Raw genomic sequence first — 24,202 nt, 5'->3', positions numbered from 1 at the left:
CCTCAGTACTCAAGCAGGTCGGGAAGAATTATGTTCAGCACCTGCTGAAGTTGCTTTAACAGCAGGGTATCCATATCGGGGGTGAAATGGGTAGCGTCGGCGCTGCCCACGGCTAAAATGCCCAGATCATGTTTTTCCCCCAGCAGAATGAGGGCGGAGGATTCGGCCGGATCACTGCCGAATAACAGCTGGCGCTCGTGCTGGGAAAGACGGCCGAAAAAGAACGAGTCGTGCTTAAACCGTTTTTCGGCAAACAATCGGCGTTGCAGTTCGGGGATGGCGTGCGGACCGCGGAAGTTCTTAATGACCACCGAGGCCAGTTGCAACCGCTCTTGTAACACCTCTTCAAGCTTCAGCTGAATGTCATGTAGGGTTTTACAGTGCAATAACTGCACGTTCAGGTCGGTATATACGCGATAAATTTTTTCGTTTTGTTTGGCGATACCAATAAGCTGGTTCAGCTTGTAATTCAACTGGCGGACTTTCTTGCGCAATTGTTCGCTTTGCAGCTCGACCAGCGACACGCTGCCTTTGTGGCCGTGAGGGATGGTCAGGCGCTCCGCCAGTTCCGGGTATTGATTGAAAAAATCAGGATGTGACATCAGATAGGCGCGAACGTCCTCAGCGGAAACGGCACCGGTATCCTCGTAAGGTTCCAGGGGCACCATGGCTTCTGTGTGACCTGATATTTCACTCATAAGGTAATCTGTCCATCATAGATATGTTCAGCCGGGCCGGTCATTTTCAGCGGGGCATCGCCACCGGGCCAGCGTACCCGTAAATTGCCGCCGGGTAAGTCTACCCGCACGTCCTTGCCTAATTTACCCTGTATCTGACCTATTGCAACTGCCGCACAGGCACCGCTGCCGCAGGCCAGCGTTTCGCCGGCACCACGCTCAAATACACGTAATTTAATATGAGACTCTGATAATACCTGCATAAAGCCCACATTAACACCTTCAGGAAAGCGCTCGTGACGTTCCAGCTGCGGGCCCACGTCGTGCACCGGGGCGGTGTCGATATCGTCCACTTCCATAACACAGTGCGGGTTGCCCAACGATACTGCGCCGCAGAACAGGGTTTGGTCGCCGTCGCGGATGATGTAGAAGTTTTCCTGTTTGTTGGCTTTTAGCGGCACCTTGGCGGGTTCAAACTCAGGCTTGCCCATATTCACAGTGACCTGCCCGTCTTTCTCCAGATACAGCACCATCTTGCCGGCCTTGGTGCTCACCACGATTTTATTGCGGTTAATCAGGCCTTTTTGTTTTACAAAGCGGGCAAAGCAACGGGCGCCGTTGCCACACTGGGCCACTTCCGAGCCGTCGGCGTTAAAAATGCGGTAGTGGAAGTCCTGTTCGGGGTCGTAAGGCGGCTCCACCATAAGTAACTGGTCGAAGCCAATCCCAAAGTTCCGGTCTGCCAGTTGCTGAATTTTTTCCTTGGAGAAAAAAGCGTTCTGGGTCACGTTGTCTACAACCATGAAGTCGTTGCCCAGACCGTGCATCTTGGAGAACTGAATTTGCATTAAGCGCGCATCTTTCTTATAAGTGTTAGCCCTAGTTTACGTAAGTTTGTGCTCACCTTTCCAGAGATCTTTAAGAATTTCTCGTTCCCGCACTACCGTCACCTGGTCGCCGTCTACCATGATCTCCGCCGGGCGACAGCGGCTGTTGTAGTTGGACGCCATAACAAACCCGTACGCGCCGGCACTGCGCACCGCTAATAAATCCCCTGCGGCCAGCGCCAGATGGCGGTCTTTACCGAGGAAGTCGCCGGTTTCACACACCGGCCCCACAATGTCATAAACCTTCGGTGTGGCAGCCGTGTGCTGTTCTACGCGGATAATATTTTGCCAGGCGGAGTAGAGGGCCGGGCGCAGCATGTCATTCATGGCCGCATCCACAATGGCAAAGTGTTTTTCTTCGCCTTCTTTAATAAATTCCACCTCGGTGACTAAAATGCCGGCGTTCGCTGCAATGGCCCGGCCGGGCTCCAGGATCAGCTTGAGGTCGTCCCGGCCAGTCATTTTCTCAGCCATAGCAGCCGCGTACTCGCGGGGATGGGGCGGGGTCTCGTTGTTGTACGTCACTCCCAGGCCACCGCCTACATCTAAATGGGAAATCGTAATTCCCTTCTCAGCCAGCTCGTCGATTAACACCAGTAAACGCTCCAGTGCATCTACAAACGGGTCGATATCGGTAAGCTGTGAGCCGATATGACAGTCCATTCCCACTACATCAATGTGGGGCAGGCTGGCAGCCAGCTCATAAGTTGCAATAGCCCGTTCCCGGGGAATGCCAAATTTGTTGACTTTCAGTCCGGTGGAGATATACGGGTGGGTGCGGGCGTCCACATCCGGGTTAATGCGTAAAGAGATGGGCGCTTTTACGCCCAGCTCGCCAGCAACAGCATTGATGCGGTGCAGCTCAGGCTCGGATTCCACGTTGAAACACATGATCCCCTGCTGCAGGGCATAACGGATTTCATCAGCTTTTTTGCCGACCCCGGAAAACACCACATTGGCCGCATCGCCACCGGCTTCCAGTACCCGGGCCAGCTCACCCGCGGACACGATGTCGAAGCCCGACCCGAGTTTCGCCAGCACGCTAAGTACGCCCAGGTTTGAATTGGCTTTCACGGCGTAACAGATCAGGTGCGGATGCTCACCTACTGCATCGTTAAACGCATGCCAGTGTCGCTCCAGCGTGGCGCGTGAATAAACATACAGCGGCGTGGCGTGCTGGCGGGCAAGGTCAGATACCGCCACGTCTTCAGCGAACAGGCGGCCGTCACGATAAACGAAATGATCCATCTAGTGAGTGTCTCCGGGTACGGGGGCAGCGGGGGTCTGGTCAGAGGTGGCGGGCGGTGGTGTGGCAACCGGTGCCGCTTCGGGGGCGTTTTGCTCTGCGTCGTCAGGCAGATACAGGGCGCCGCGAAAACCGCAACTGCTCAGCAGCAATGCCACTGACACCAATAAAATGCGCTTCATGGATCAGACTGTCCCAGGTTGTATTTAATGCGTAGGCGGTATCATCGCATCGCGCATTTAAAATGCAAGAGACATTAGCCGTTCACGGGTCTTATCGCCGAATTTCACCTGGCGCCAGAGCGAGTCACATAACGTCTGGGTATCCTGCCAGTCGCCCTTGATCAGCCAGTCGATAAGAATGTGGGGATTATCAGGGAACGAAATGGCTTCGGTGGGTGGGGCGTCCAGCCACTCTTCGACGGTGTCCGTCTCCAGCTGAAACAGCGGCTGACAGAGTCCGAGCCGGGATAACGTCAGGACATTTGAAAGTTGCTCGAACTGTCCCTGCAGGGGCTTTATCAACAGCTTCTTGCCCAGTTGCAGTGCTTCACTGGACAGTTCAAAGCCCCCATTGGCAATCACCCCGCGACAATACTGTAAGGCGTGTTTAAAGTGCGCCTTGGAGGTGGGCTGCCAGTGAACATTACCCCGGGTAAGAGGGGCGGTAATGGCCGGGTGAAAACACTGAAATTGTTGCTCCCGTAAAGGCGCCAGCATGTCCTGAATATCGCTGATGTCCTCAAACGGCAGGTACACCAGGATATGTTGCTGCGGCGGACCGCTGCCGGGCCGGTCGGCGACAAACGGCGGCAAAATCGGCTGATTAAAATGAAACCAGTGCACACCAAGGCGCACAGCGGCCGGCGCAAAGAAGCGCATCAGGAGCTTATCGGTGAGGGTGTCCCCCGCACGGGGCACGTTATAACTGAAGGCGGCCTGATGACTGATGGATATTGACGGCACGCCACCCAGTTTCGCCGCCCAGGCGGTGACCGGCTCGAAATCGTTGACCAGCAAATCGTAATTGTGAATGTCCAGCTCTCTCACATCACGGGCAAACTGACGCAGGTTAGCCTGACGTAGCGTCTGCCACTTATCCACCTTTCCGTGGCGGGTCAGGAAGGTCAGCCCGGTAAATACCCGGTAGTCCCCGAAAACCTCCATATCGAAGTATTTATCGGGGGCACGGCCACTGAATATGAAGTCGACTTCGATATCGTCACGTTGGGCCAGCGCGGCGGCCATTATGCGGGCACGGGCAATGTGACCGTTACCGGTGCCTTGTACACCATACAATAATTTCATATTAACCCAGTATCAGTAAGCTTAGCGATCCAATGCTTATCCCCAATGCCATTCCTGCCAGTACATCTGAGGGGTAGTGCACGCCCAGCAGAATACGGGATAATCCGATGAGCGTGGCCCAGCAGCAGGCAAATAACCCGAAGGGCGGATAAAAATGCGCGACAATGCAGGCCATCAGCCAGGCTGCCGCGGTGTGCCCGGAGGGCAGTGAAAATTTATCCGAGGGCGTAATGTGCGCTCGCAATGCATGCAGTAAGTCGCAGGGGCGCGGGCGTTTAAACAGGCGCTTGAGCACCACGTAAACTGGCAGTTCCAGTGCATAGGCCATGAGCGTTGTATATAAAAACAGCTCGCCCTGTTGGGGTTCGAATGCCCATAACAGCAGGCCAATAAGGCCGTAAAGGTAACCGTCACCGGTTTTCGACAACCAGATAACACTACGGCAGTCCTTGCGCTCCGTCAGACGGTACAAATGAAAGAACAACGCGGTGTCATATTTAGCCAGGGATTTGAGATTTACCATGCCGGACCCCTACTTGTTGGTTGATTAATAGCCTATTGGCCAACTGTGACTGTGGGGTGACAGAAAAAAGAAACCTTTATGACAGCCGGGCGGGCGATCGCATTGCTATGCGGTGGTCGCAAGGAAACTCAGAAATGCGCCGGATAGGGCATTCCTATGTGGCTAAATGATGCTATGCTAAAGGCAAGCGCATCACGTCGAACGACCTCAAACAACACAAGGCATGTCAATGGATTACAACACCTCAGAATTATGCGACCTGTTTACCGACAGCGTCGATGTCGTCGATCCGATTTTTGTCAGCTACGGCGGCCGGCTCTCCTTTGGTGGAGAAATCACCACAGTGAAATGTTTTGAAGATCGCGGACTGATAGACCGGGTACTGGCACAGCCGGGCGAAGGAAAGGTGCTGCTGATTGATGGTGGCGGCTCTACCCGTCGTGCATTGCTGGATGCCAACTCAGCGCAACTGGCTATCGATAACGACTGGGAAGGTATCGTCTGCTGGGGCAGCGTGCGTGAAGTTGACGCACTCAGCGATCTCGATATCGGGATCCTGGCCATTGCGTCTATTCCGGTTAACGCCGACAGCGAAAGCACCGGCGATGTTGACCTGCCAGTTAATTTTGCTGGCGTGACCTTTCTGCCGGAAGATCACCTCTACGCTGACAGCACAGGCGTTATTCTGTCACCCGAGCCACTCGATCTGGACTAACTGCGGATTAGCTGGCAAAGATAAAAAAAGGGGAGCCCGGCCAGGCGCCCCTTTTTCGTTATCTCACTACCGTTAGTCAGTGGCCTGAGTTTGCTGGGCGTCAGCAAAAACCTCGTTGAGGTACATGGCCATCCGAATGCCCGCCATCTGCAGGCGACGCTGGGCAACCGGCAGGTGAGTATGCAGGTAATCGTAATTCATATTATTGGCGTCTTCCGGATACACGGTATCACGCAGTTGGGTACTTTCGCTTATCCAGTCTGATGGATTAGTCGTTGCCCACTCGCGGATATCTGCCGCACTGATTTTGTCAGTCAGCCAACGGGTCCATTCCGAGTAAGACAAGTCGCGTTGATCAAGCATCTGTGAATCCCACACCCGGTGCAGATTAGAGTTCTGCCAGAAAAACCGGACTTTGACATCGTTGCCACCCCGGTCGGTACCGTTCCCCGCGTGTAAGGGCTGATGCAGGTCGCCAATCAGGTGAACCAGAAAGCGCAGGGCTAATTGCTTGTCTTCGCGGCTGGCGTCGGCGTTTTTCAATGTGGCGGTAAACCTTTCAATGGCAGAATATGCATCGCCTTCTTCAGGCGCGCCCACCTCGTGGTAGTGTTTGCCTTCCGGTACTGTCACATAGTGCCAGGGACTGGCGGTACGCTGCCAGAATTCGGTTTGCACTGAGCGCATTTCATCGGCGTAGGTGGAAGCCTCAGCAAGGGAGCTGTCAGGAAGTAAATCCATTACCGCCGCCTGGCTGAGCGGGCTCAGGTACTGTTGGGCGATGGCGCCGGTGATCCGGTGGCCGGTCTGACCCCAGGCCCAGGCCGATGAACTGGCGGTTACCCCGACCAGTAGTCCAAGCGTGACTGCGCAGGTCCGTTTTGCAAACGCTAACATTGTTATTCCTCTGTGTGTTTTTTTGTTTCGTAACCCCAGCGTGCAACCAGGGTTTGGTCTACGCCGACATGATCCAGTATCCGCGCCACGACAAAATCTATCAGGTCATCAATAGTCTGTGGATTATGATAGAAGCCCGGCGAAGCAGGCATAATAGTAACGCCCATTTGTGAAAGTTTTAACATATTTTCCAAATGTATGGACGAGACCGGCATTTCCCGGGTCACCAGCACCAGCTGTCCCCGTTCTTTCATTACCACGTCGGCTGCCCGTTCAATGAGGTTGTCGCTGGCGCCTACGGCGATGGCGGACAAGGTGCCGGTGGAGCAGGGGCAGACAATCATGGTATGGGGGGCGGCTGAACCTGATGCGACGGGAGAAAACCACTCTTCCTTGCCAAACACCTTTATCTGCCCGGGTTGAGCCTGACAATACTCGCTTAAGTACGTCGCCGCGGCGTCCGGTTTAGCCGGTATTTTGACATTTTCTTCTGTGGCAAACACCACCTTGGCCGCCGATGAAATCAGTACATAGACTTCTTTGCCTGCACGTACCAGCGACGTTAACAATTTGAGAGCATAAGGGGCGCCTGAGGCACCGGTAATGGCGAGGGTAACGCGGTTGTCCTGGGTCATGCTGACTCCTGTGCCAGCGTATCAAGCAGGCGCTGGTGAATATTGTCAAAACCCCCGTTGCTCATGATCAGAATGCTGTCGCCGGGCCGGGCCTCTTTATGAAGGGCGGCGATGATGGCGTCCACACTGGCATGACACTCAGTTGGGGGGCGGCTTTGTGCGGCAATCTCGGTGAGTGACCAGGGCATGTTCGCCGGCTCAAACAGATACACTGCATCGGCCTGCTCCCACGACGCGGCCAGTGCAGCTTTATGTACGCCCATCTTCATCGTATTGGATCTGGGTTCAAGTACCGCCAGGATCCGTCCTGTGCCTACTTTGTTACGCAGCCCGGCCACTGTGGTGTCAATGGCCGTGGGGTGGTGGGCGAAGTCATCATACACAGTGATCCCGTTCACCTGGCCGCGCACCTCCATCCGGCGTTTCACGTTTTCAAAGCGCGCCAGCGCGGTAATCGCATCACTCACCCGAACACCAGCGTGATGGGCAGCCGCGATAGCCATCATGGCGTTATCCACGTTGTGCTGGCCCAGTAATGACCAGTGCACATCGCCCTGGTGTTCATCATGGAAATACACACTGAATGCACTGCCATCCGGCTCGATTAACTTGGCATGCCAGTCATTACCCAGCGACTGGCGCTGTGTCCAGCAGCCTTTGTCGAGGGTGTCATTCAGGGCTGAGTCCTGCGCCGGTGAGAGAATCAGCCCGTTGCCGGGCACCATGCGCACCAGGTGATGGAACTGAGTCTGAATGGCGGCAAGGTCGACAAAAATATCGGCGTGATCAAATTCCAGATTATTCAATACCAGGGTTTTCGGGCGGTAGTGGACAAACTTAGACCTTTTGTCGAAAAATGCGCTGTCATACTCATCGGCCTCAATCACAAAAAACGGGCTCTCACCGGTGCGCGCCGAAATACCGAAGTTCTGGGGAATCCCCCCTATCAGAAACCCTGGCTGGAGGTCGGCGTGTTCAAGGATCCACGCCACCATGCTGCTGGTGGTGGTTTTGCCATGCGTGCCGGCGATGCCGATAACCCAGCGGTCGGTCAGCAGGTTATCCAGTAACCACTGCGGGCCACTGGTGTAGGGTAAATTACGGCTGAGCACATATTCTACCGCCGGATTCCCCCGTGACAGGGCGTTGCCGATAACCACAATATCGGGCTGCGGCGTGAACTGCGCCACATCATCTCCTTCGGTCAGGGTAATGCCCAGTGCTTCCAGTTGGGTGCTCATGGGAGGATACACATTGCTGTCAGAGCCGGTAACCGTGTGTCCCAGCGACTTGGCAATGGCGGCGATGCCGCCCATAAAGCTGCCGCAGATTCCGAGAATATGTACGTGCATAGGAAGGTAAGTCTTGTGATAAACGCCAGTATTGCAGGGTACTGTATCAGAACCGGTCCGATGTTCGAATAACAGATTTCCATCCCCTGCGGATCACGGTTACAATCTAACCGATTGCTGCCACCGGAGGCGTTTGTCACCGGCACACAAGAACGCGGCAAGGGTGCGATTCACGCCGTCAGGATGGATACCTGGCAGTGGCACCCACATTACCCTACACAAAAACAAGGCTTGGACATCCAATGAAACGACTTAACTCCCAGTTACAACATGACGGTGCGCCGTTAGAACTTATTCTGCTAATTCGTACGCTGCTGGCGGGCTGCAAGGAAATCTCTTTCCGCGTGAGTCAGGGGGCACTGGCGGGCGTGCTGGGTTCTACCCTGTCAGAAAACGTACAGGGCGAAACGCAGAAAAAGCTCGACGTGATATCCAACCAGATCCTTAAAGATACACTACGTGACTCCGGCTATGTAAAAGCCATCTCCTCAGAAGAGGAAGACGATGTGGTGCCCTGTAATCCGGAAGGCAAATACCTGGTCAGTTTCGATCCGCTGGACGGGTCTTCTAACACAGAAATTAACAGTCTGATTGGCACCATCTTTTCGATTACCCACGCCCCTCAGTGGATGGAGCCGGATGATCCGTTAGCGTTCCTGCAGCCAGGCACGCAAATGGTCGCCGCCGGCTATGTGTTGTACGGGCCTTCGACGATGCTGGCACTGACCACCGGCCGCGGCACTCATATCTATACGCTGGATAAAACTCACGGTGGTTTCCTGTTAACGCATCCGAATATTAAAGTGCCCGAAACCACCGCAGAATTTGCAATTAACGCATCCAATCAGCGGCACTGGGAGCCACCTATTCAGCAGTACATCAGTGACCTGATGGCGGGCAAAGAGGGCCCCCGTGAGAAAAACTTTAATATGCGCTGGGTAGCGGCAATGGTCGGTGATATTCACCGGGTGCTGTGTCGGGGCGGGATCTTTATGTACCCGTTTGATAAGCGCAACCCGTCAATACCGGGCAAGCTTCGTCTGTTGTATGAAGCCAACCCGATGGCATTTCTGATGGAGCAAGCCGGGGGGATGGGCAACACCGGCCATGGCCGGATCCTGGAAGTCATGCCGGAAGAAATCCATCAGCGCGTGCCTGTGCTGTTGGGGTCAAAAGAAGAGGTTGAGCATTGCCTGAGCTATTACGCTGAGGAATAAGACAGAAAAATTGCCCAAAAAGACCCGCTGAAAGCCATTCAGCGGGTCTAAAACGTTTTTATTTTGTCGCACTGCCCGTATACTTAGCGCAAATTTTTTGATTGTACTTACAAGGACCATAAAATGAGCCTGAACACCGTTCCTGCTGGTAAAAATCTGCCAGATGAAGTGAATGTCATCATTGAAATCCCGGCCCATGCCGATCCGGTAAAATACGAAGTAGACAAAGACTCTGGCGCTATGTTCGTTGACCGTTTCATGGCAACCTGCATGCATTATCCGACTAACTACGGGTACGTGCCGATGACCCTGTCTGAAGACGGTGACCCGGTAGACGTACTGGTGATGACGCCGTTCCCACTGTTAAGCGGTTCGGTAATTCGCTGCCGTCCTGTTGGCGTACTCAACATGAGTGACGAGTCCGGTCAGGATGCTAAGCTGCTGGCCGTGCCGGTTGATAAGCTGTCTACCATTTACCGTGACGTACATGAAGTAGAAGACGTGCCTGCGCTGCTGCTGAAGCAAATTGAACACTTCTTTGAACATTACAAAGATCTTGAGCCTGGTAAATGGGTAAAAGTAGAAGGCTGGGCGGACGCTGCCGCGGCGAAACAGGAAATTCTTGCCAGCGTTAAACGCTACGAGGAAACTGAAGCGTAAGAGACGTGCGTTAACAAACGATGCACCTCTTATTAAAGCCCGCATTTGCGGGCTTTTTTGTTGGGCGAAGCAGCGCAGCAGGGGGGAATATGCTAACGTTGAAACATCAGCCTGGGGCGCAGCCCTGTTCACCGTATTAACAAAGAGGTTTACATGAAAAGCTGGCTATCCATTGCACTGTTTGCGCTGAGCTTAGTCTCTGTGACTGCCTGGGCCGAAGAGGCGCAGGAAGTTTACTGGGAAGACCTGATACCGGAGGGTTTTAATCAGCTATCGCCACCCCCGGTGTCCCACGACGGGGAGATGACCCAGTTACAACCCGATGCTCCGGTAGTCGAGGCGTTCAATGGCAAACGCGTGAAAATACCGGGCTTTGTGGTCCCTCTGGAAGGGACAGCCGAACTGACCACCGAGTTTTTGCTGGTGCCTTTCTTCGGTGCCTGTATTCACGTGCCACCGCCGCCTTCTAATCAGATAGTCTATGTTAAATTTTCTGAGGGCGTGCCGATAGACAACTTATACGATGCAATCTGGGTGACGGGTGTTCTGTCTACAGATGGCTGGTCCGGCGATATCGCTACCGTGGGCTATCGGTTAGAGGGCGAGTCTGTCGCGCCGTTTTAGTCATGTATTCACATACAGGCTAGGTTTGCGCCCGTCACTGCTTAGACGGCCACAAGAGACGTGCGGATGAGGCAACAGTTCCGCTACTAAATGCTGCGCTTACGGGCGCCTTCGAAATCCGCGCTTCGTTGAGTAGTCGCATTTATACGGTGGCATGCCGCGATATAATTCAGGGTCGGATGACAAGTACGCTATGATGACCGTCAATCGATGTTTGTTTCGACGTAGCAGAGGTAAACAATGGCGACATGGATGCGGCTACTGGCAGTGGTTATAACGATAGCAGGGTTGCCTCCTGCATGGGCTGGCAACGCGCCCGTGACCATTTATTTCGGGAATCCGGATTTTCCCCGTCAACTGGAACATGCTGATGCCAGCCGCGATGCGCTGATTAATACGTATCGCATGCTGACTGACCGGCTAGAGGCGCCGTTCCGCTTCGTTCACGCGCCCTTTAAACGTACTCTCCGTTACCTTGATGACGAACAAACCCCGGCCTGTAATTACTATGCGCTGGAAACCGCCGCCCGCGCGCAGAAATACCGCTTTTCGCTCCCCCTGACGTTTTTGCTGACGCCCCGCTTGTACGTGCGGGGTAACCCCGGAATCGCTTCGGGCCAGCTTAACGAGGGCGGTGAACTCACCTCTCTGGCAAACTTTGTCAGTGGCCGCACTGAAGAGCCGTTGCTGCTGATGGACGATATCAGTTATGGCGACGAGCTGGATAACATTATTGCTGGCTTGCCCGCCAACCGGGTGATCTGGCGTTCCAGCGCCAACCGTTACAATAAGCTCTCAGGCATGTTCTTTCGGGGACGCATTTCCGCTACGTTGATTTACCCCCAGGAAGTGGCGCTGTATCTGCATAACTATCCCGATGCTGCAGTGCCCTATCAGAGCTACGCCGTGGCTGGCGCGCCCAGCACCACTACCGGCAAGCTGATGTGCAATAGCCACCCGACGGCGCTGCGTTTTCTGCGCGAAGTTAACCGGGTGATGGTGGCGTTGTATGACAGCCCCGAATATCGCGCAGCCCACCGCCTGACCGTGCCAGCGCCGGAGCTGCCGGTGCTGGAAAAGGCGATGGAACAGGCGCGCCAGCTTGCTGCCGGACACGCCCTGCAACAACAAAACGTCTCAGGCTGAGTTATTGCTGAGGGGTGTAGATCTGCTCGGCGCGGTTGAACAGCAACCAGGATGTGAGGATGTATTTATCGTTGCTTTTTGGCATCTGCCCGCGGTGAGTGTGCGTAAAGTAGGCCGGCGCAATCACCATCCGTCCGGCTTTCGGTGACACCGACCGGTTCTGATAGTAGAAGTCCGTTTCGCCCCCCTCATCCACATCATTCAGGTAATACATAAACAGTAACACCCGGTGCAGCGCATCGTTATGCGGTAACTGCGGATAGACTTCGGAATGCCAGTACGGATAGCCGCCTTCCCCCGCGGTGTAGCGCTGGGCATTCACTTCCCCCACCCGAAACAGGTAATTCACCAGGTTAGGCAGGTTCGGCTTACCCACTTCTTCAAAATTTTCACCGGTCAGTTTCACCGGTTCACCGGTGGCCGGGTGTCGCACAGTAAGTCCTATCGGGCCAACCAGAGCAAAAAAATGCTCTTCAATGTACTTCACCAGTTGTTCGCCAGTCTTTTGCATCACTTGCTTAAACAAGGGACCAAACTCGGGTTTTTCACTGAATGACACATCGGTACTGCGTTTCTTGTCCAGATCCACCCCGCCACCGGTGCGGCCCGCGGTAAGGTTGGGGCTGTTATCGAACTGCTGCATGATTTCCTGACACAGTGCCGGGTCAAGGACGTTATCCACCACCTGAATGAAGTCAGATTTATGCTCAGTCATGGGTGGCCTCCTGCATGATCTGGGTAAGTTGCTGGCGAACCGCATCGGGGATGGGCACCGCTTTTTGGGTCTGATAGTCGAAATGCACCATAGTGGTCACTCCTTTGGCGCAACAGTGGTTGTTCTGCCACACCTCCTGGCCGACATCAAACGAGCTGCCACCCAGCCGCTGAATATAGGTTTTCACCGTTACCGGCTGGCCGTAGAAAATCTGCGCAAGAAAATCAACTTTATAGCTGGCCAGTATCAGCGGCCAGTTGGTTAAATCCAGGGTAGGGGAAAACATTTTAAACACCGGTTCACGGGCGGCTTCAAACCAGCCTACCAGGACGGTATTGCTGACATGGGCCAGTGCGTCGGTTTCGTAGAAACGCACGTCAAAGGTGGTTTCCAAAGCAGTTTGCTCGGTCATACATTGCTCTTATTGTTGGTGACGGAGGAAGATAACTGCAAATAACTTTACCACGGGCGTGGCAGGAAAACAGCCGCGGGATACGGCGCACAGGGGAGATAAAAGCAGCAGGCCCGCAGGCCTGCGCTTAAACGGGTCAGCTCTGCTGACGTTCCAGCAGGGGCTTAAGGAAATGCCCGGTGTGAGAGGCTTGATCGTTGGCTACGTCTTCCGGCGTACCTTTGGCGATGATTTCACCGCCGCCTGAACCGCCTTCCGGACCAAGATCCACAATCCAGTCAGCCGTTTTTATGACATCCAGGTTGTGCTCGATGACCACCACCGTATTGCCATGGTCCCGGAGCCGGTTGAGCACCGCCAGCAGCTGTTTAATATCGTGGAAGTGCAGCCCTGTAGTGGGTTCATCCAGAATATACAATGTCTGCCCGGTGTCACGTTTGGACAGTTCTTTGGCCAGCTTCACCCGTTGCGCCTCCCCGCCTGACAGGGTGGTGGCGGCTTGCCCCAGATTGATGTACGCCAGACCCACATCCATCAGGGTTTGTAGCTTACGGGCGATAGACGGAATGGGGTCGAAAAAGGCGCGTGCTTCTTCTACCGTCATTTCCAGCACTTCGTGAATACTGCGGTCTTTGTACTTCACTTCCAGCGTTTCGCGGTTGTACCGTTTGCCTTTACACACATCACAGGGCACATAGACATCGGGCAGAAAGTGCATTTCTACCTTAATGACGCCATCACCCTGACACGCCTCACAGCGTCCGCCTTTTACGTTAAAGCTGAAGCGCCCCGGCTTATAGCCCCGCGAGCGCGCTTCCTGGGTGCCGGCAAACAGTTCACGAATGGGCGTAAAGATGCCTGCGTAGGTGGCCGGATTTGAGCGTGGCGTACGACCTATCGGACTCTGATCGATATCGACCACCTTATCCAGGTGCTCCAGTCCGTCCATGCTCTTGTAAGCCGCAGGCTCTGCCGTGGTGGCTTTATTCAGCTCACGATGGGCAATTTTATAAAAGGTGTCATTTATCAGGGTGGACTTACCTGAACCAGACACCCCGGTAATACATGTCATCAGGCCCACCGGGATCTCCAGAGTGACGTCCTTCAGATTGTTGCCGGAGGCGCCGGTCAGCGTTAACCACTTACTTTTGTCGGCTTTATGGCGCTTCTCGGGAATTTCAATTTCTTCTCTACCGGACAGGTATTTCCCGGTAAGTGAGTCTTCACTGTTGAGAATATCATCCAGGCTGCCCTGGGCGATTATTTCGCCGCCGTGGACCCCCGCGCCCGGGCCAATATCCACAATATAGTCGGCTTCGCGAATAGCGTCTTCGTCATGCTCCACCACCAGTACGGTGTTACCCAGGTCACGCAGATGGGTCAGCGTTTTCAGCAAGCGTTCGTTGTCACGTTGGTGCAACCCGATGGAGGGTTCGTCAAGCACATACATGACGCCCACCAGTCCGGCACCAATCTGACTGGCCAGACGGATGCGCTGGGCTTCACCGCCAGACAGGGTGTCTGCACTGCGGGAAAGCGACAGGTAGTTGAGTCCGACATTCACCAGAAAACGCAGCCGGTCGAGGATTTCCTTGAGGATCTTCTCGGCTATCTGGGCGCGCTGTCCCTGCATTTCCAGCTCGGTGAAAAAGTCATAGGCACCGGCAATCGACATATCAGCAATGGCGGGCAGGTTGGTGCCCTGAATGAAGACGTTGCGGGCTTCGGTCTTCAGACGTGTGCCATGGCAGCTGCCGCAGGGTTGTTGACTAAGGTATTTAGCCAGTTCTTCACGCACGGCATTCGATTCAGTCTCACGGTAGCGCCGCTCCATATTCGGAATGACCCCTTCGAAGGGGTGCTTGCGCTCCATGATATCGCCGCGTTCATTAATATATTTAAACGCCAGAGACTTGCCTTTAGAGCCGTACAAAACGATATCGCGGTGCTTGTCTGACAGCGATTCAAAGGGCTTGGTGAGGTCAAATCCGTAGTGGTCAGCGACCGCCTGCAGCATCTGGAAATAATAGTAGCTGCGTTTGTCCCAGCCACGAATGGCGCCACCGGATAAACTCAGTTCAGTATTACCCACCACCCTTGAGGGATCGAAAAACTGCCGGGTGCCCAGGCCATCACAGGTAGGGCAGGCGCCAGCCGGGTTATTGAACGAGAACATGCGGGGTTCCAGTTCACTGATACTGTACCCGCAGTGAGGACAGGCAAAGTTTGCCGAAAACACTATTTCTTCGGCGTCTTTATCGTCCATATCGGCAATAATAGCATTGCCCCCCGAGAGGTGCAGGGCGGTTTCAAACGATTCGGATAACCTCAGAGCCAGGTCTTCCCGCACTTTGAAACGGTCGATCACCACTTCAATGGAATGTTTTTTGTGTAAGTCCAGCGGCGGCGGATCCGAGAGGTCGCAGACTTCACCGTCGATACGGGCACGGATGAAACCTTGTGCAGACAAATTCTGCAGGGTTTTAACGTGCTCGCCTTTACGGTCCTGGATGACCGGTGCCAGCAACATAAGCTTGCTGCCTTCGGGCATAGCCAGCACCTTGTCCACCATCTGCGAAATGGTCTGCGCATCCAGTGGGACATCATGATCAGGACAGCGTGGTGTACCTACCCGGGCAAACATCAGGCGCAGGTAATCATAGATTTCGGTAATGGTACCCACCGTAGACCGGGGGTTATGTGAGGTGGACTTCTGCTCTATGGAAATGGCCGGCGACAAGCCTTCAATGTGATCGACATCGGGCTTTTCCATCATCGATAAAAACTGCCGGGCGTAGGCAGATAATGATTCGACATAGCGCCGTTGCCCTTCTGCATATAGGGTGTCGAAGGCAAGAGACGATTTACCAGAGCCAGAGAGACCGGTAATAACAACCAGCTTATCCCGGGGGAGCGTTAAATCGATATTTTTCAGATTGTGGGTGCGGGCACCGCGAATTTCGATTTTGTCCATTTAAGCCTGTGCGTGGAAAAAAGAATCAGTATGCCACAGTGGGCGGCGAAAATAATCCTTACTGCCGTGTAGTTACGCTTTGCAGCAGTAATAATGTCAACGTGACCGGCGCATCGCTCGCAATTTGTGCGTAACGCCGTTGCACTGTTATACCCAGCACCAAGGGTAACTGATCATAACGTTGCAGCAGGCGCGCATATTTTCTGCCGCGGCAGCCCCACACAACCATTTCCAACAGGCCTGCGTATGAACGCTCTACACTCGCTCTGCCAGCCGCCTGGCGGGGTGGAGGCAGCAATTTGGGCGTGGGCGAATTCGCAAATTATGGTACACTCCGCGGCCATATTCACTCAGAGGACTGCATCGGTTTTGAACGCACTGGAAGTACGCGCAGCGTTAGCGCTGGCGGTAGTTTATGTACTGCGTATGTTGGGATTGTTCATGGTGATGCCGGTACTGGCTGTCGCCGCGATGGACTTTCCGGATTACTCGCCCTTGCTGGTGGGCTTAGCCGTGGGCGGCTATGGTCTGACCCAGGCTGCGTTACAAATTCCGATGGGGATGTTGTCTGACCGCTGGGGTCGCAAGCCGGTTATTTTGCTCGGCCTCAGTGTGTTTGCGATAGGCAGTTTTATTGCCGCTCAGGCTGATAGCCTGGCGTGGTTGCTGGTGGGCCGGGTATTACAGGGCGCCGGCGCCATTGCCGGGGCGATAATGGCGCTGGCCACTGACGTGAGTCGCGAATCACAGCGCGCCAAAGTGCTAGCGATAATCGGTATTGCCATCGGCTTTTCATTTTACCTTGCGGTGCTGCTCGGGCCGGTGATTGCCCAGAGCTGGGGTCTGGCGGGTATCTTTATCATTACCGGTGTGCTGGCAGTGGCCTGCATGCCGCTTATTATCTGGGTGGTGCCAACCGGGGAAGTCCTCAGCAGTGGTGACACCTTGCCACAGCAAGGCCAACTGACCCGACTGATATTTTCTTCTCAGCTGTGGCGGCTTAACGTAAGCGTGATGTTGCTGCATATGATGATTACGCTGTTGTTCGTGCAACTGCCGGTCACGTTACTGCACTTTGAAATGACCCTGGACAGTCACTGGACGTTGTATCTGCCGGTGCTGGGTGCCTCCATAGTGGGTCTGATAATCATGATGGGCGCCGCCAGGGGGCGCACCCCGAAAAGCCTGCTGCTGGCCGGAGTGGTGATGATGGCGGGTGCTTTTGCCCTGCTGAGTATGCAGGACCATGCCTGGTGGATAGTAGTCGTGGCGGTGATTTTGTTCTTCACCGGGTTTAACTATCTTGAGGCCAACTTCCCGGCCCTGGTATCCAGTATTGCCCCGGCCGGAGAAAAAGGTACGGCCATGGGTATCTACGCCAGTTTCCAGTTTTTTGGCGCTTTCCTTGGCGGCGTGATATCAGGTTTTATCACCGATATCTGGAGTGCGGAGCTGGCCTACCTGATAGGCGCTATTGTCGCCGTGCTTTGGCTGGGTGTGTTATTTGGCTTGCGTGAAGTCAGCCGGGTAAAACGGGTGATGATGAATGCGCAGTTCACAGAAGCTGACAGCAACCCGCTTACCCAGTCACTGAAAACCGTGCCAGGCGTGCTGGAAGTTACATTGCGCCCGGAGGAAGGGGCAGTGTACATGAAAGTCAGCCGCGAGTTTGATGCCACCCGGGCACGGCAGGTACTATCAGGGCCGCATCCGGCAGGCTGATAGTGGCTCCCGGCTCGCTTGCACAAGCCAGCTGGCTCACAGCAAGTTGTTATTTTTTAAGCAATCCTGTTTAATTAGGTGACTCACACAAGGAAGTCGCCTATGCACACACTACCTATTTTTCTGGTTGTCTTCACTTCTGTATGGCTGGCTAGTGGATGCGCCATTGATGTCAGTCCGCGCTCGTTTGTTCACCAGGCTGAACAACCCACACCGTTAGATACCACAGGGCTGCATAGCGCCGCCACGAAAGATGAAATTTCGGTGGGGATCACCACCGTAGAAATGACCAACGCCCAAGGACTTACACTAACCGGTGTGGCAGTAACTTACCCGGAGCCGGTAGTTAATATCGTCTTTTTCGGCGGCAATGGCATGGCGATCAGTAAAGCCAATGGGTATTTGCATAAGCTGGGCAAACTGCCCGCCAACATTATGTGGATAGACTACCAGGGCATGGGCGCCAGTGAGCGGGCGGAGAAAATTGTGATAGAAAATCTCAAAAAAGATGCCCTGCAGGTGTTTGATTACGCCAGCGAAGTATTTCCGCAGGAATTGCCGACCCTGGTGCATGGACTTTCCATGGGAAGTCTTATCGCATCCTACGTCGCTACTGAGCGGGAAGTCGACGGGCTGGTGCTGGAGGGCGCAATTAATGGTGTGCCGGAACTGGTGGATAACTTGATTCCAATGTGGTCCAAGCTGTTCACCCGGGTGAATCTGCATCCTGAGTTAGTCGGGATTGATAACGGCGTATTGCTGGAACAATATCACGGGCCTTTGTTTATGCTGGTAGGGGAAAAAGACCGCACCACACCGGTGCAGTTTACCGAGCAGCTCTATCGCCTGTCGCCCAGTGAAAACAAGGCGATGTACGTGGTGCCTGAGGCAGATCATGGTACCACCATGAAGCAGCCTGGCACGCTTAAACGGTATCGTGAATTTGTCGCGTCGCTGTGACAGACTTAACAACCCGCCCGTCTCATCAAGGCTAGAAGTGATCAAATAGCCTACAGTCTGAAGTCAGCCCGCCTGTGTATAAAGTGTGAATAAAGTTGTGAACGAGTTTCCCCCTAAGGAATGACACTGGGCGAGAAAAGAGCGCGTGACGTGTTGTATTCGGCTATAGAAAACCTATACCCTGATTAGCCAAACAGCGAACCGAGTAAACTTCTATGCACGTCTCTGAAATCCCCTTTGGTAGCGTTAACGACCAATCCGTTTTCAGCTATAAACTGGAAAATGATGCCGGCATGACGGCTGAAATACTCACCTACGGCGGGATCATTCGTACATTGCAGGTGCCTGACAATCAGGGTAACCCACACCAGTGTGTGAATGGCTTCGCTACGCTGGACGAATATCTGGCAGACAGCAGCTATCAGGGCGCGTTGGTGGGGCGTTACGCGAATCGTATAGGAGAAGGGCACTTCACGCTGGATGGTCAAACCTATCAGGTGGATGTAAATGGCGGCCCGCATCACTTACATGGCGGCTTTAAAGGCTTCAATCAGCAGCTATGGTCGGCGAAAAAGGTGACAGAAGACAATGCTGTGGGGGTTGAGCTAAGTCTGGAAAGCCCTGCGGGGGATGGTGGGTTTCCCGGTAAGGTGACGGTCGTCGCCTGTTACAGGCTCCATTCTGACAACACCCTGTCGCTGTCTCTGTACGCCGAAACCACCGCGGCCACCCCGTTCAGTATGACTCAGCATGCCTACTTTACGTTAGGTAATCAGCGCGGCGTGCACGGGCAGCAACTTCATGTAAATGCCGACGGGGTTACTGACGCTGATGCCAGTTTACTGCCTACTGGCGCGCTGCTGCCGGTCGCTGATACGCCCTTTGATTTCCGTATGCCAACGCGCATAGCAAACAATCTGGTGTCAGGCTGCCAGCTGTTCGACCAAGTGGGTGGATATGATCATAACTTTGCCTTGAATAACACTGATGAACCGGCCGCCAGCTTATATGCACCGGATACCGGGATTCATATGTCGCTGAGTACCAGTTTTCCGGGTCTCCAGGTTTATTCCGGTAATATCGTCGCAGACGAAGGGATGGGGGCAATTTGTCTTGAACCCCAGTACTTTCCTGATAGCCCCAATCAACCTGAGTTTCCAGACTGTATTCTGCGTCCCGGGGCACCGCGGCGTGAATATATTCGATATCGGTTTACCCAGCTCTAATCGCAAGTCCTAGAGAGTGAAATCACCTGCAAAAAGATGAATCTGGCCGGTAAACTCTTACAGTAGTCAGCATAAACGTTTAATCCACTGCGTTCGGTACCGCTGAACAGCACGTCAATCAGGGTGGTATTGCAACAATGAACCCGCATGTCGATCTCACTGATCATCCCCATCGCCGGTTTAATCCGTTAACCGGAGACTGGATATTGGTGTCTCCTCACCGTGCCAAACGACCCTGGCAGGGGCAGTCTGAGGAGCCAGCGCAAGAGCAGAAACCAACACATGATCCAGACTGTTATTTATGTGCCGGTAATACCCGGGTTAATGGGGAGAAAAACCCTGTCTATACCGGTACCTTTGTATTTGAAAATGACTTTGCGGCACTCAGGCCTGACACCCCCCATGCCTCGAATACCGAAGGATTATTGCAGTTTCAAACAGAACAGGGTTGCAGCCGGGTCATTTGCTTTTCACCGGATCACAGTAAAACTCTGCCGGAACTGACTTTGCGTGAACGTGAAGCTGTTGTTGCCTGTTGGCAGCAACAAACCCGGGAACTGGGTCAACGTTTTGCGTGGGTACAGGTATTTGAAAATAAAGGGGCAATGATGGGGTGTTCGAATCCTCATCCCCACGGACAGGTATGGGCGCAAACACATCTGCCTACCGAGCCTGCTACTAAACTGACACGTTTTCAGGCTTATTTTGAGCAGCATGGTCGCAGCCTGCTGGCAGATTATGCAGCATTAGAAGCCGACAAACAGGAACGGGTTGTCTGTGAAAACGATGACTGGCTGGTGGTGGTGCCCTACTGGGCCGCCTGGCCGTTTGAAACACTGTTGCTGCCTCGCTTCAGTGTGTCGAAGCTGGACGAGCTGACCAGCACACAGGCAACCAGCCTCGCTGATATTATTGGTCAGATAACAGTACGTTACGATAATTTATTCAGCACCTCTTTCCCTTATTCCATGGGCTGGCATGGTGCGCCCTTTGACGGTAACACCCACCCCGAATGGACTTTGCATGCCCACTTTTATCCTCCACTTTTGCGATCAGCCAGCGTGAAAAAATTTATGGTGGGGTATGAAATGCTGGCAGAGGCGCAGCGGGATCTTACGCCTGAGCAGGCTGCGATCAGACTACGCGAACAATCCTCCACTCACTATAAGCAGGCGGGCCCGGATCATGGATAAACGTGAGTTGCAGGCTACCTTTCAGCAGCACTTTAATACGCCGCCAGAGGTGGTCGCACATGCTCCTGGGCGGGTGAATCTGATCGGTGAGCATACTGATTACAACCAGGGTTTTGTATTCCCTGCCGCAATTAATTTTGTTACCTGGGTCGCGGCGGGTAAGCGCAATGATAATCAGTGTTGTGTGGTTGCGGCTGATTATGAAGAGCAACGAAACTCTTTCGCCCTGGATAATATCGTCCGTGACAGCACACAACCCTGGTCAAATTATGCGCGCGGGGTGCTAAAAGTGCTGCAGCAGCAATATCCGCTACCTGGGGGAATAAACCTGGTGGTGACTGGCAATGTGCCACAAGGCGCAGGACTGAGTTCATCGGCCTCATTTGAAATTGCGCTGTTAAAAGCCATTGCCGAAGTTTTTGAACTGGATATTGATGGCGTCACCGCGGCGTTATTAGGACAGCGTGCAGAGAATGATTTTGTGGGCTGTGCTTGCGGAATTATGGATCAGCTAATTTCGGCGATGGGGCGCGAAGATCACGCCATGCTTTTGGATTGCAGGTCGCTCACATTCAAACATTCCACCCTGCCAGACAACCTGCATATTGTCATAGTGAATTCTAACGTGAAGCGCGGCTTGGTGGACAGTGAGTACAATTTACGCCGCCAGCAATGTGAACAGGCCGCTGAGTGGCTGGGAGTGACCTCCCTGAGGGACGCCACACTGGACATGCTTGGAAAGCATAGCAGTGAGATGCCGGACGCGGTCATGCGCCGAGCCCGGCACATCATTACTGAAAATGCCCGTACGCAGCTAATGTTTGAGGCACTTGCAAATAACGACATTATGGCCGTTAGCCAGGCTATGGCTGAATCTCACGCGTCGATGCGCGACGATTTTGAAATTACTGTGCCGCCAATTGATTATCTGGTTACGTTGATAGCTGGGGTATTGGAGGGTGCGGGTGGTGTGCGCATGACGGGCGGCGGCTTCGGGGGCTGTGTAGTGGCGCTGGTACCCCAGCACCTCATTGGCAATGTCAAAGCGGCGGTAACGGACCACGACTATGCTAATACCGGCTACCAACCTGATATTTATGATTGCACTGCTACTCAGGGTGCTTTCGCCTGACTTCCTGTACACTTGTTGTGTCCCTTCACGCTGTGACCCCTTATAAGGCGCAGCGTTTTTTTATTTTCAAGCGACTGTGTACGTCGAACTCCCCGTCATGTGCGGCGTCCGGCCATGATGATATCGCCTGGCAGGGACGGGCGGCGTTTATGAATGTGCGCAGAAATTGTGATAAAAATGTTGCAGTAAATGGGCGTTCCCCGCTACATTCATAGTCTACGTCTCACGTGTAACGCCAATAAGAAAAATATAAAAGGTGCTAACGTGCCGCATGCCCTACGGTTACACAACAACAAAAATACTGGAATGTAATTATGCAACTTGCAACGCTGGATATTGCGTTATTTGTCATTTATGTAGTGGCACTGATTGGTATTGCCTGGTGGGTCTCGCGGGAAAAGCAGGGACATGATAAGGACACCAATGACTACTTCCTGGCAGGTTCCAGTCTGCCATGGTGGGCCATCGGGGCCTCATTAATAGCGGCCAATATTTCCGCTGAACAAATTATTGGTATGTCAGGGTCTGGCTATCAGATAGGTCTGGCTATTGCCTCATATGAGTGGATGGCAGCAATTACCCTGATTATTGTCGGTAAGTTCTTTTTACCCATCTTTCTGAAGCACAAAATTTATACCATGCCCCAGTTCCTGGAGGAGCGCTACGATCACCGCGTGCGTAAAGTTATGGCGGTGTTCTGGCTTGGTGTGTACGTGTTTGTAAACCTGACTGCGGTACTGTGGCTGGGGGCACTGGCAATCAATACGATTGCAGGCGTAGACATGGTGTATGGCATGATTTTCCTGGGCGCGTTCTCTCTGGCCTATTCGCTTTACGGTGGGTTAAAAGCCGTGGCGATGACCGACATTATTCAGGTTGTGCTATTGGTCTTCGGCGGCCTGTTTTTATCGTACACAGCGCTTAACCTGATCAGCGACGGTAACGGGCCCTGGCAGGGATTCCTGACCCTTACTGACCAGTTACCCGGCAAGTTCGACATGATTTTGTCTGAAGACAATCCGCATTATATGGATCTACCCGGTTTGTCAGTGCTCATCGGCGGGATGTGGATCATGAACCTGTCTTACTGGGGCTTCAACCAGTACATCATTCAGCGTACGCTGGCTGCAAAGAGCGTGGCAGAAGCGCAGAAAGGGATAGTTTTCGCCGCCTTCCTGAAATTGTTGATGCCGCTAATTGTGGTTTTACCAGGTATTGCGGCGGTGCTGCTGGTGCCTGACTTACAACGCCCCGACCAGGCTTATCCGTCAATGATGACGTTAATGCCAATTGGGCTGAAAGGCATTATCTTTGCCGCGCTGGTGGCTGCGATTGTGTCGTCGCTGGCGTCGATGACGAACAGTGTGTCGACCATCTTCACGATGGATATCTATAAAGATAAGCGCCCCAATGAAACCCAGCATCACTACGTAAAAGTAGGCCGGATCGTCAGCGTGTTATCACTGATTATTGCCATGGTGGCGGCGAAGCCGTTACTGGGCCAATTCGATCAGGCATTCCAGTATATTCAGGAATTCACCGGATTCTTTACTCCCGGTATCTGTGCGCTGTTTATTCTGGGGATGTTCTGGAAGCGCACTACCGCCAACGGCGGTCTGGTCGCCGCACTGGGCTCGTTTTTCTTCAGTTTACTGCTGTGGTTGTTCTGGCCAGCATTGCCGTTTATCGACCGGGTAGGGCTGGTATTCCTGCTTTGTGTAGGTTTGGCCGTCATCGTTTCGCTGAGTGAAAAAGCCGGCAAACACGAACATGCCATTGAACTGAATGAAGTGAACTTTAAGACAACCAGTGGCTTTAATATGGCATCCTTGGCGGTGGTACTGCTATTGGTGGCGTTCTACACCACCTGGTGGTAATCACCGCATGCTGGCCGGCGCGCTCACACAGGTGCCGGCTGGTCTAACAGGCAGCACACAGTAAGCGTATTCTGTGTTAATCTCTTCATTAAGTGAAAGGCTCGG

At 53.7% G+C, this 24,202-nt stretch carries 23 protein-coding genes; 11 read left to right on the top strand and 12 right to left on the bottom strand.

The genetic code is table 11. The annotated features are described in order from the left end of the window. Positions 1-2: 2 nt before the first annotated feature. From OCL06_RS08955 to OCL06_RS08930, 6 genes are read right to left on the bottom strand one after another with little or no spacing between them, the layout of a single operon-like run. Entirely contained in the window at positions 3-698 is a 696-nt protein-coding gene (locus tag OCL06_RS08955; protein ID WP_262993629.1) for a DUF484 family protein, read from the bottom strand. After that, positions 695-1,525 (bottom strand): diaminopimelate epimerase, encoded by an 831-nt coding sequence (dapF, locus tag OCL06_RS08950; protein WP_262993627.1) that lies wholly within the window; start codon positions 1,523-1,525, stop codon positions 695-697. Before dapF ends, OCL06_RS08955 begins: the two co-directional genes overlap by 4 nt. 36 nt (positions 1,526-1,561) lie before the next feature. Further along, on the bottom strand, positions 1,562-2,812 hold the full coding sequence (gene lysA, locus OCL06_RS08945; protein ID WP_262993625.1) for a diaminopimelate decarboxylase: 1,251 nt from the start codon (positions 2,810-2,812) through the stop codon (positions 1,562-1,564). Further along, a complete protein-coding gene (gene lptM, locus OCL06_RS08940) occupies positions 2,813-2,992 on the bottom strand; it encodes an LPS translocon maturation chaperone LptM (RefSeq protein WP_262993623.1) in 180 nt (59 codons plus the stop codon). Positions 2,993-3,049: 57 nt separating this feature from the next. After that, on the bottom strand, positions 3,050-4,117 hold the full coding sequence (locus OCL06_RS08935; protein ID WP_262993620.1) for an MJ1255/VC2487 family glycosyltransferase: 1,068 nt from the start codon (positions 4,115-4,117) through the stop codon (positions 3,050-3,052). A 1-nt stretch (position 4,118) separates the two neighbouring features. Beyond that, complete coding sequence (locus OCL06_RS08930; protein ID WP_262993618.1) at positions 4,119-4,640, bottom strand: phosphatase PAP2 family protein; 522 nt, start codon at positions 4,638-4,640, stop codon at positions 4,119-4,121. 229 nt (positions 4,641-4,869) lie between these two features. On the opposite strand from OCL06_RS08930, the gene rraA reads away from it, so the two are divergent. Next, the gene (rraA, locus tag OCL06_RS08925) at positions 4,870-5,355 is read left to right on the top strand and encodes a ribonuclease E activity regulator RraA (RefSeq protein ID WP_262993616.1); all 486 of its coding nucleotides are present in this window, start codon (positions 4,870-4,872) and stop codon (positions 5,353-5,355) included. 72 nt (positions 5,356-5,427) lie between these two features. Here the strand turns inward: rraA and OCL06_RS08920 are convergent, their stop codons facing one another. From OCL06_RS08920 to mpl, 3 genes are read right to left on the bottom strand one after another with little or no spacing between them, the layout of a single operon-like run. Then, positions 5,428-6,252, bottom strand: a complete 825-nt coding sequence (locus OCL06_RS08920) for a S1/P1 nuclease (protein ID WP_262993614.1) — start codon at positions 6,250-6,252, stop codon at positions 5,428-5,430. A 2-nt stretch (positions 6,253-6,254) separates the two neighbouring features. Further along, positions 6,255-6,887 (bottom strand): flavin prenyltransferase UbiX, encoded by a 633-nt coding sequence (locus OCL06_RS08915; protein ID WP_262993612.1) that lies wholly within the window; start codon positions 6,885-6,887, stop codon positions 6,255-6,257. After that, complete coding sequence (gene mpl, locus OCL06_RS08910; RefSeq protein WP_262993609.1) at positions 6,884-8,239, bottom strand: UDP-N-acetylmuramate:L-alanyl-gamma-D-glutamyl-meso-diaminopimelate ligase; 1,356 nt, start codon at positions 8,237-8,239, stop codon at positions 6,884-6,886. Before mpl ends, OCL06_RS08915 begins: the two co-directional genes overlap by 4 nt. A 242-nt stretch (positions 8,240-8,481) precedes the next feature. On the opposite strand from mpl, the gene OCL06_RS08905 reads away from it, so the two are divergent. From OCL06_RS08905 to OCL06_RS08890, 4 genes are all read left to right on the top strand, one after another. Further along, positions 8,482-9,456 carry a class 1 fructose-bisphosphatase gene (locus OCL06_RS08905; RefSeq protein ID WP_262993607.1) on the top strand — a complete coding sequence of 325 codons (975 nt, stop codon included), beginning with the start codon at positions 8,482-8,484 and terminating at the stop codon, positions 9,454-9,456. Positions 9,457-9,579: 123 nt separating this feature from the next. Continuing rightward, positions 9,580-10,116, top strand: coding sequence for an inorganic diphosphatase (gene ppa, locus OCL06_RS08900; RefSeq protein ID WP_262993606.1), 537 nt, complete (start codon positions 9,580-9,582; stop codon positions 10,114-10,116). A 153-nt stretch (positions 10,117-10,269) separates the two neighbouring features. After that, positions 10,270-10,740, top strand: a complete 471-nt coding sequence (locus OCL06_RS08895; protein WP_262993604.1) for a DUF3299 domain-containing protein — start codon at positions 10,270-10,272, stop codon at positions 10,738-10,740. Positions 10,741-10,980: 240 nt separating this feature from the next. Beyond that, on the top strand, positions 10,981-11,886 hold the full coding sequence (locus tag OCL06_RS08890) for a hypothetical protein (RefSeq protein ID WP_262993602.1): 906 nt from the start codon (positions 10,981-10,983) through the stop codon (positions 11,884-11,886). A gap of 1 nt (position 11,887) precedes the next feature. Here the strand turns inward: OCL06_RS08890 and OCL06_RS08885 are convergent, their stop codons facing one another. The 3 genes from OCL06_RS08885 to uvrA form a co-directional block, all read right to left on the bottom strand. Further along, positions 11,888-12,601, bottom strand: coding sequence for a 2OG-Fe(II) oxygenase family protein (locus OCL06_RS08885; protein ID WP_262993600.1), 714 nt, complete (start codon positions 12,599-12,601; stop codon positions 11,888-11,890). Further along, positions 12,594-13,013: an acyl-CoA thioesterase gene (locus tag OCL06_RS08880; protein WP_262993598.1), complete on the bottom strand. Its 420-nt coding sequence runs from the start codon at positions 13,011-13,013 to the stop codon at positions 12,594-12,596. Before OCL06_RS08880 ends, OCL06_RS08885 begins: the two co-directional genes overlap by 8 nt. A gap of 136 nt (positions 13,014-13,149) precedes the next feature. Continuing rightward, positions 13,150-15,987 (bottom strand): excinuclease ABC subunit UvrA, encoded by a 2,838-nt coding sequence (uvrA, locus tag OCL06_RS08875; RefSeq protein WP_262993595.1) that lies wholly within the window; start codon positions 15,985-15,987, stop codon positions 13,150-13,152. Between the two features lie 369 nt (positions 15,988-16,356). Here uvrA and OCL06_RS08870 point away from each other — a divergent pair, with 369 nt between their 5' ends. The 6 genes from OCL06_RS08870 (at position 16,357) to OCL06_RS08845 (ending at position 24,097) form a co-directional block, all read left to right on the top strand. Then, complete coding sequence (locus OCL06_RS08870; protein ID WP_262993593.1) at positions 16,357-17,709, top strand: MFS transporter; 1,353 nt, start codon at positions 16,357-16,359, stop codon at positions 17,707-17,709. A gap of 102 nt (positions 17,710-17,811) precedes the next feature. Next, positions 17,812-18,669, top strand: a complete 858-nt coding sequence (locus OCL06_RS08865; protein ID WP_262993591.1) for an alpha/beta hydrolase — start codon at positions 17,812-17,814, stop codon at positions 18,667-18,669. A gap of 215 nt (positions 18,670-18,884) precedes the next feature. Next, positions 18,885-19,895: an aldose epimerase family protein gene (locus OCL06_RS08860; RefSeq protein WP_262993589.1), complete on the top strand. Its 1,011-nt coding sequence runs from the start codon at positions 18,885-18,887 to the stop codon at positions 19,893-19,895. A gap of 137 nt (positions 19,896-20,032) precedes the next feature. Further along, positions 20,033-21,088 (top strand): UDP-glucose--hexose-1-phosphate uridylyltransferase, encoded by a 1,056-nt coding sequence (locus OCL06_RS08855; protein WP_262993587.1) that lies wholly within the window; start codon positions 20,033-20,035, stop codon positions 21,086-21,088. Then, the gene (galK, locus tag OCL06_RS08850; protein WP_262993585.1) at positions 21,081-22,220 is read left to right on the top strand and encodes a galactokinase; all 1,140 of its coding nucleotides are present in this window, start codon (positions 21,081-21,083) and stop codon (positions 22,218-22,220) included. The genes OCL06_RS08855 and galK overlap by 8 nt, the downstream gene beginning before the upstream one ends. A 314-nt stretch (positions 22,221-22,534) precedes the next feature. Continuing rightward, a complete protein-coding gene (locus OCL06_RS08845; RefSeq protein ID WP_262993583.1) occupies positions 22,535-24,097 on the top strand; it encodes a sodium/sugar symporter in 1,563 nt (520 codons plus the stop codon). Positions 24,098-24,202: the final 105 nt, after the last annotated feature.

Source organism: Alteromonas salexigens (genome assembly GCF_025628895.1).
Lineage (GTDB): Bacteria > Pseudomonadota > Gammaproteobacteria > Enterobacterales > Alteromonadaceae > Alteromonas > Alteromonas salexigens.
The sequence above is the reverse complement of the archived record's forward strand: the minus strand, read 5'-3'. Positions and strand labels throughout refer to the sequence as shown.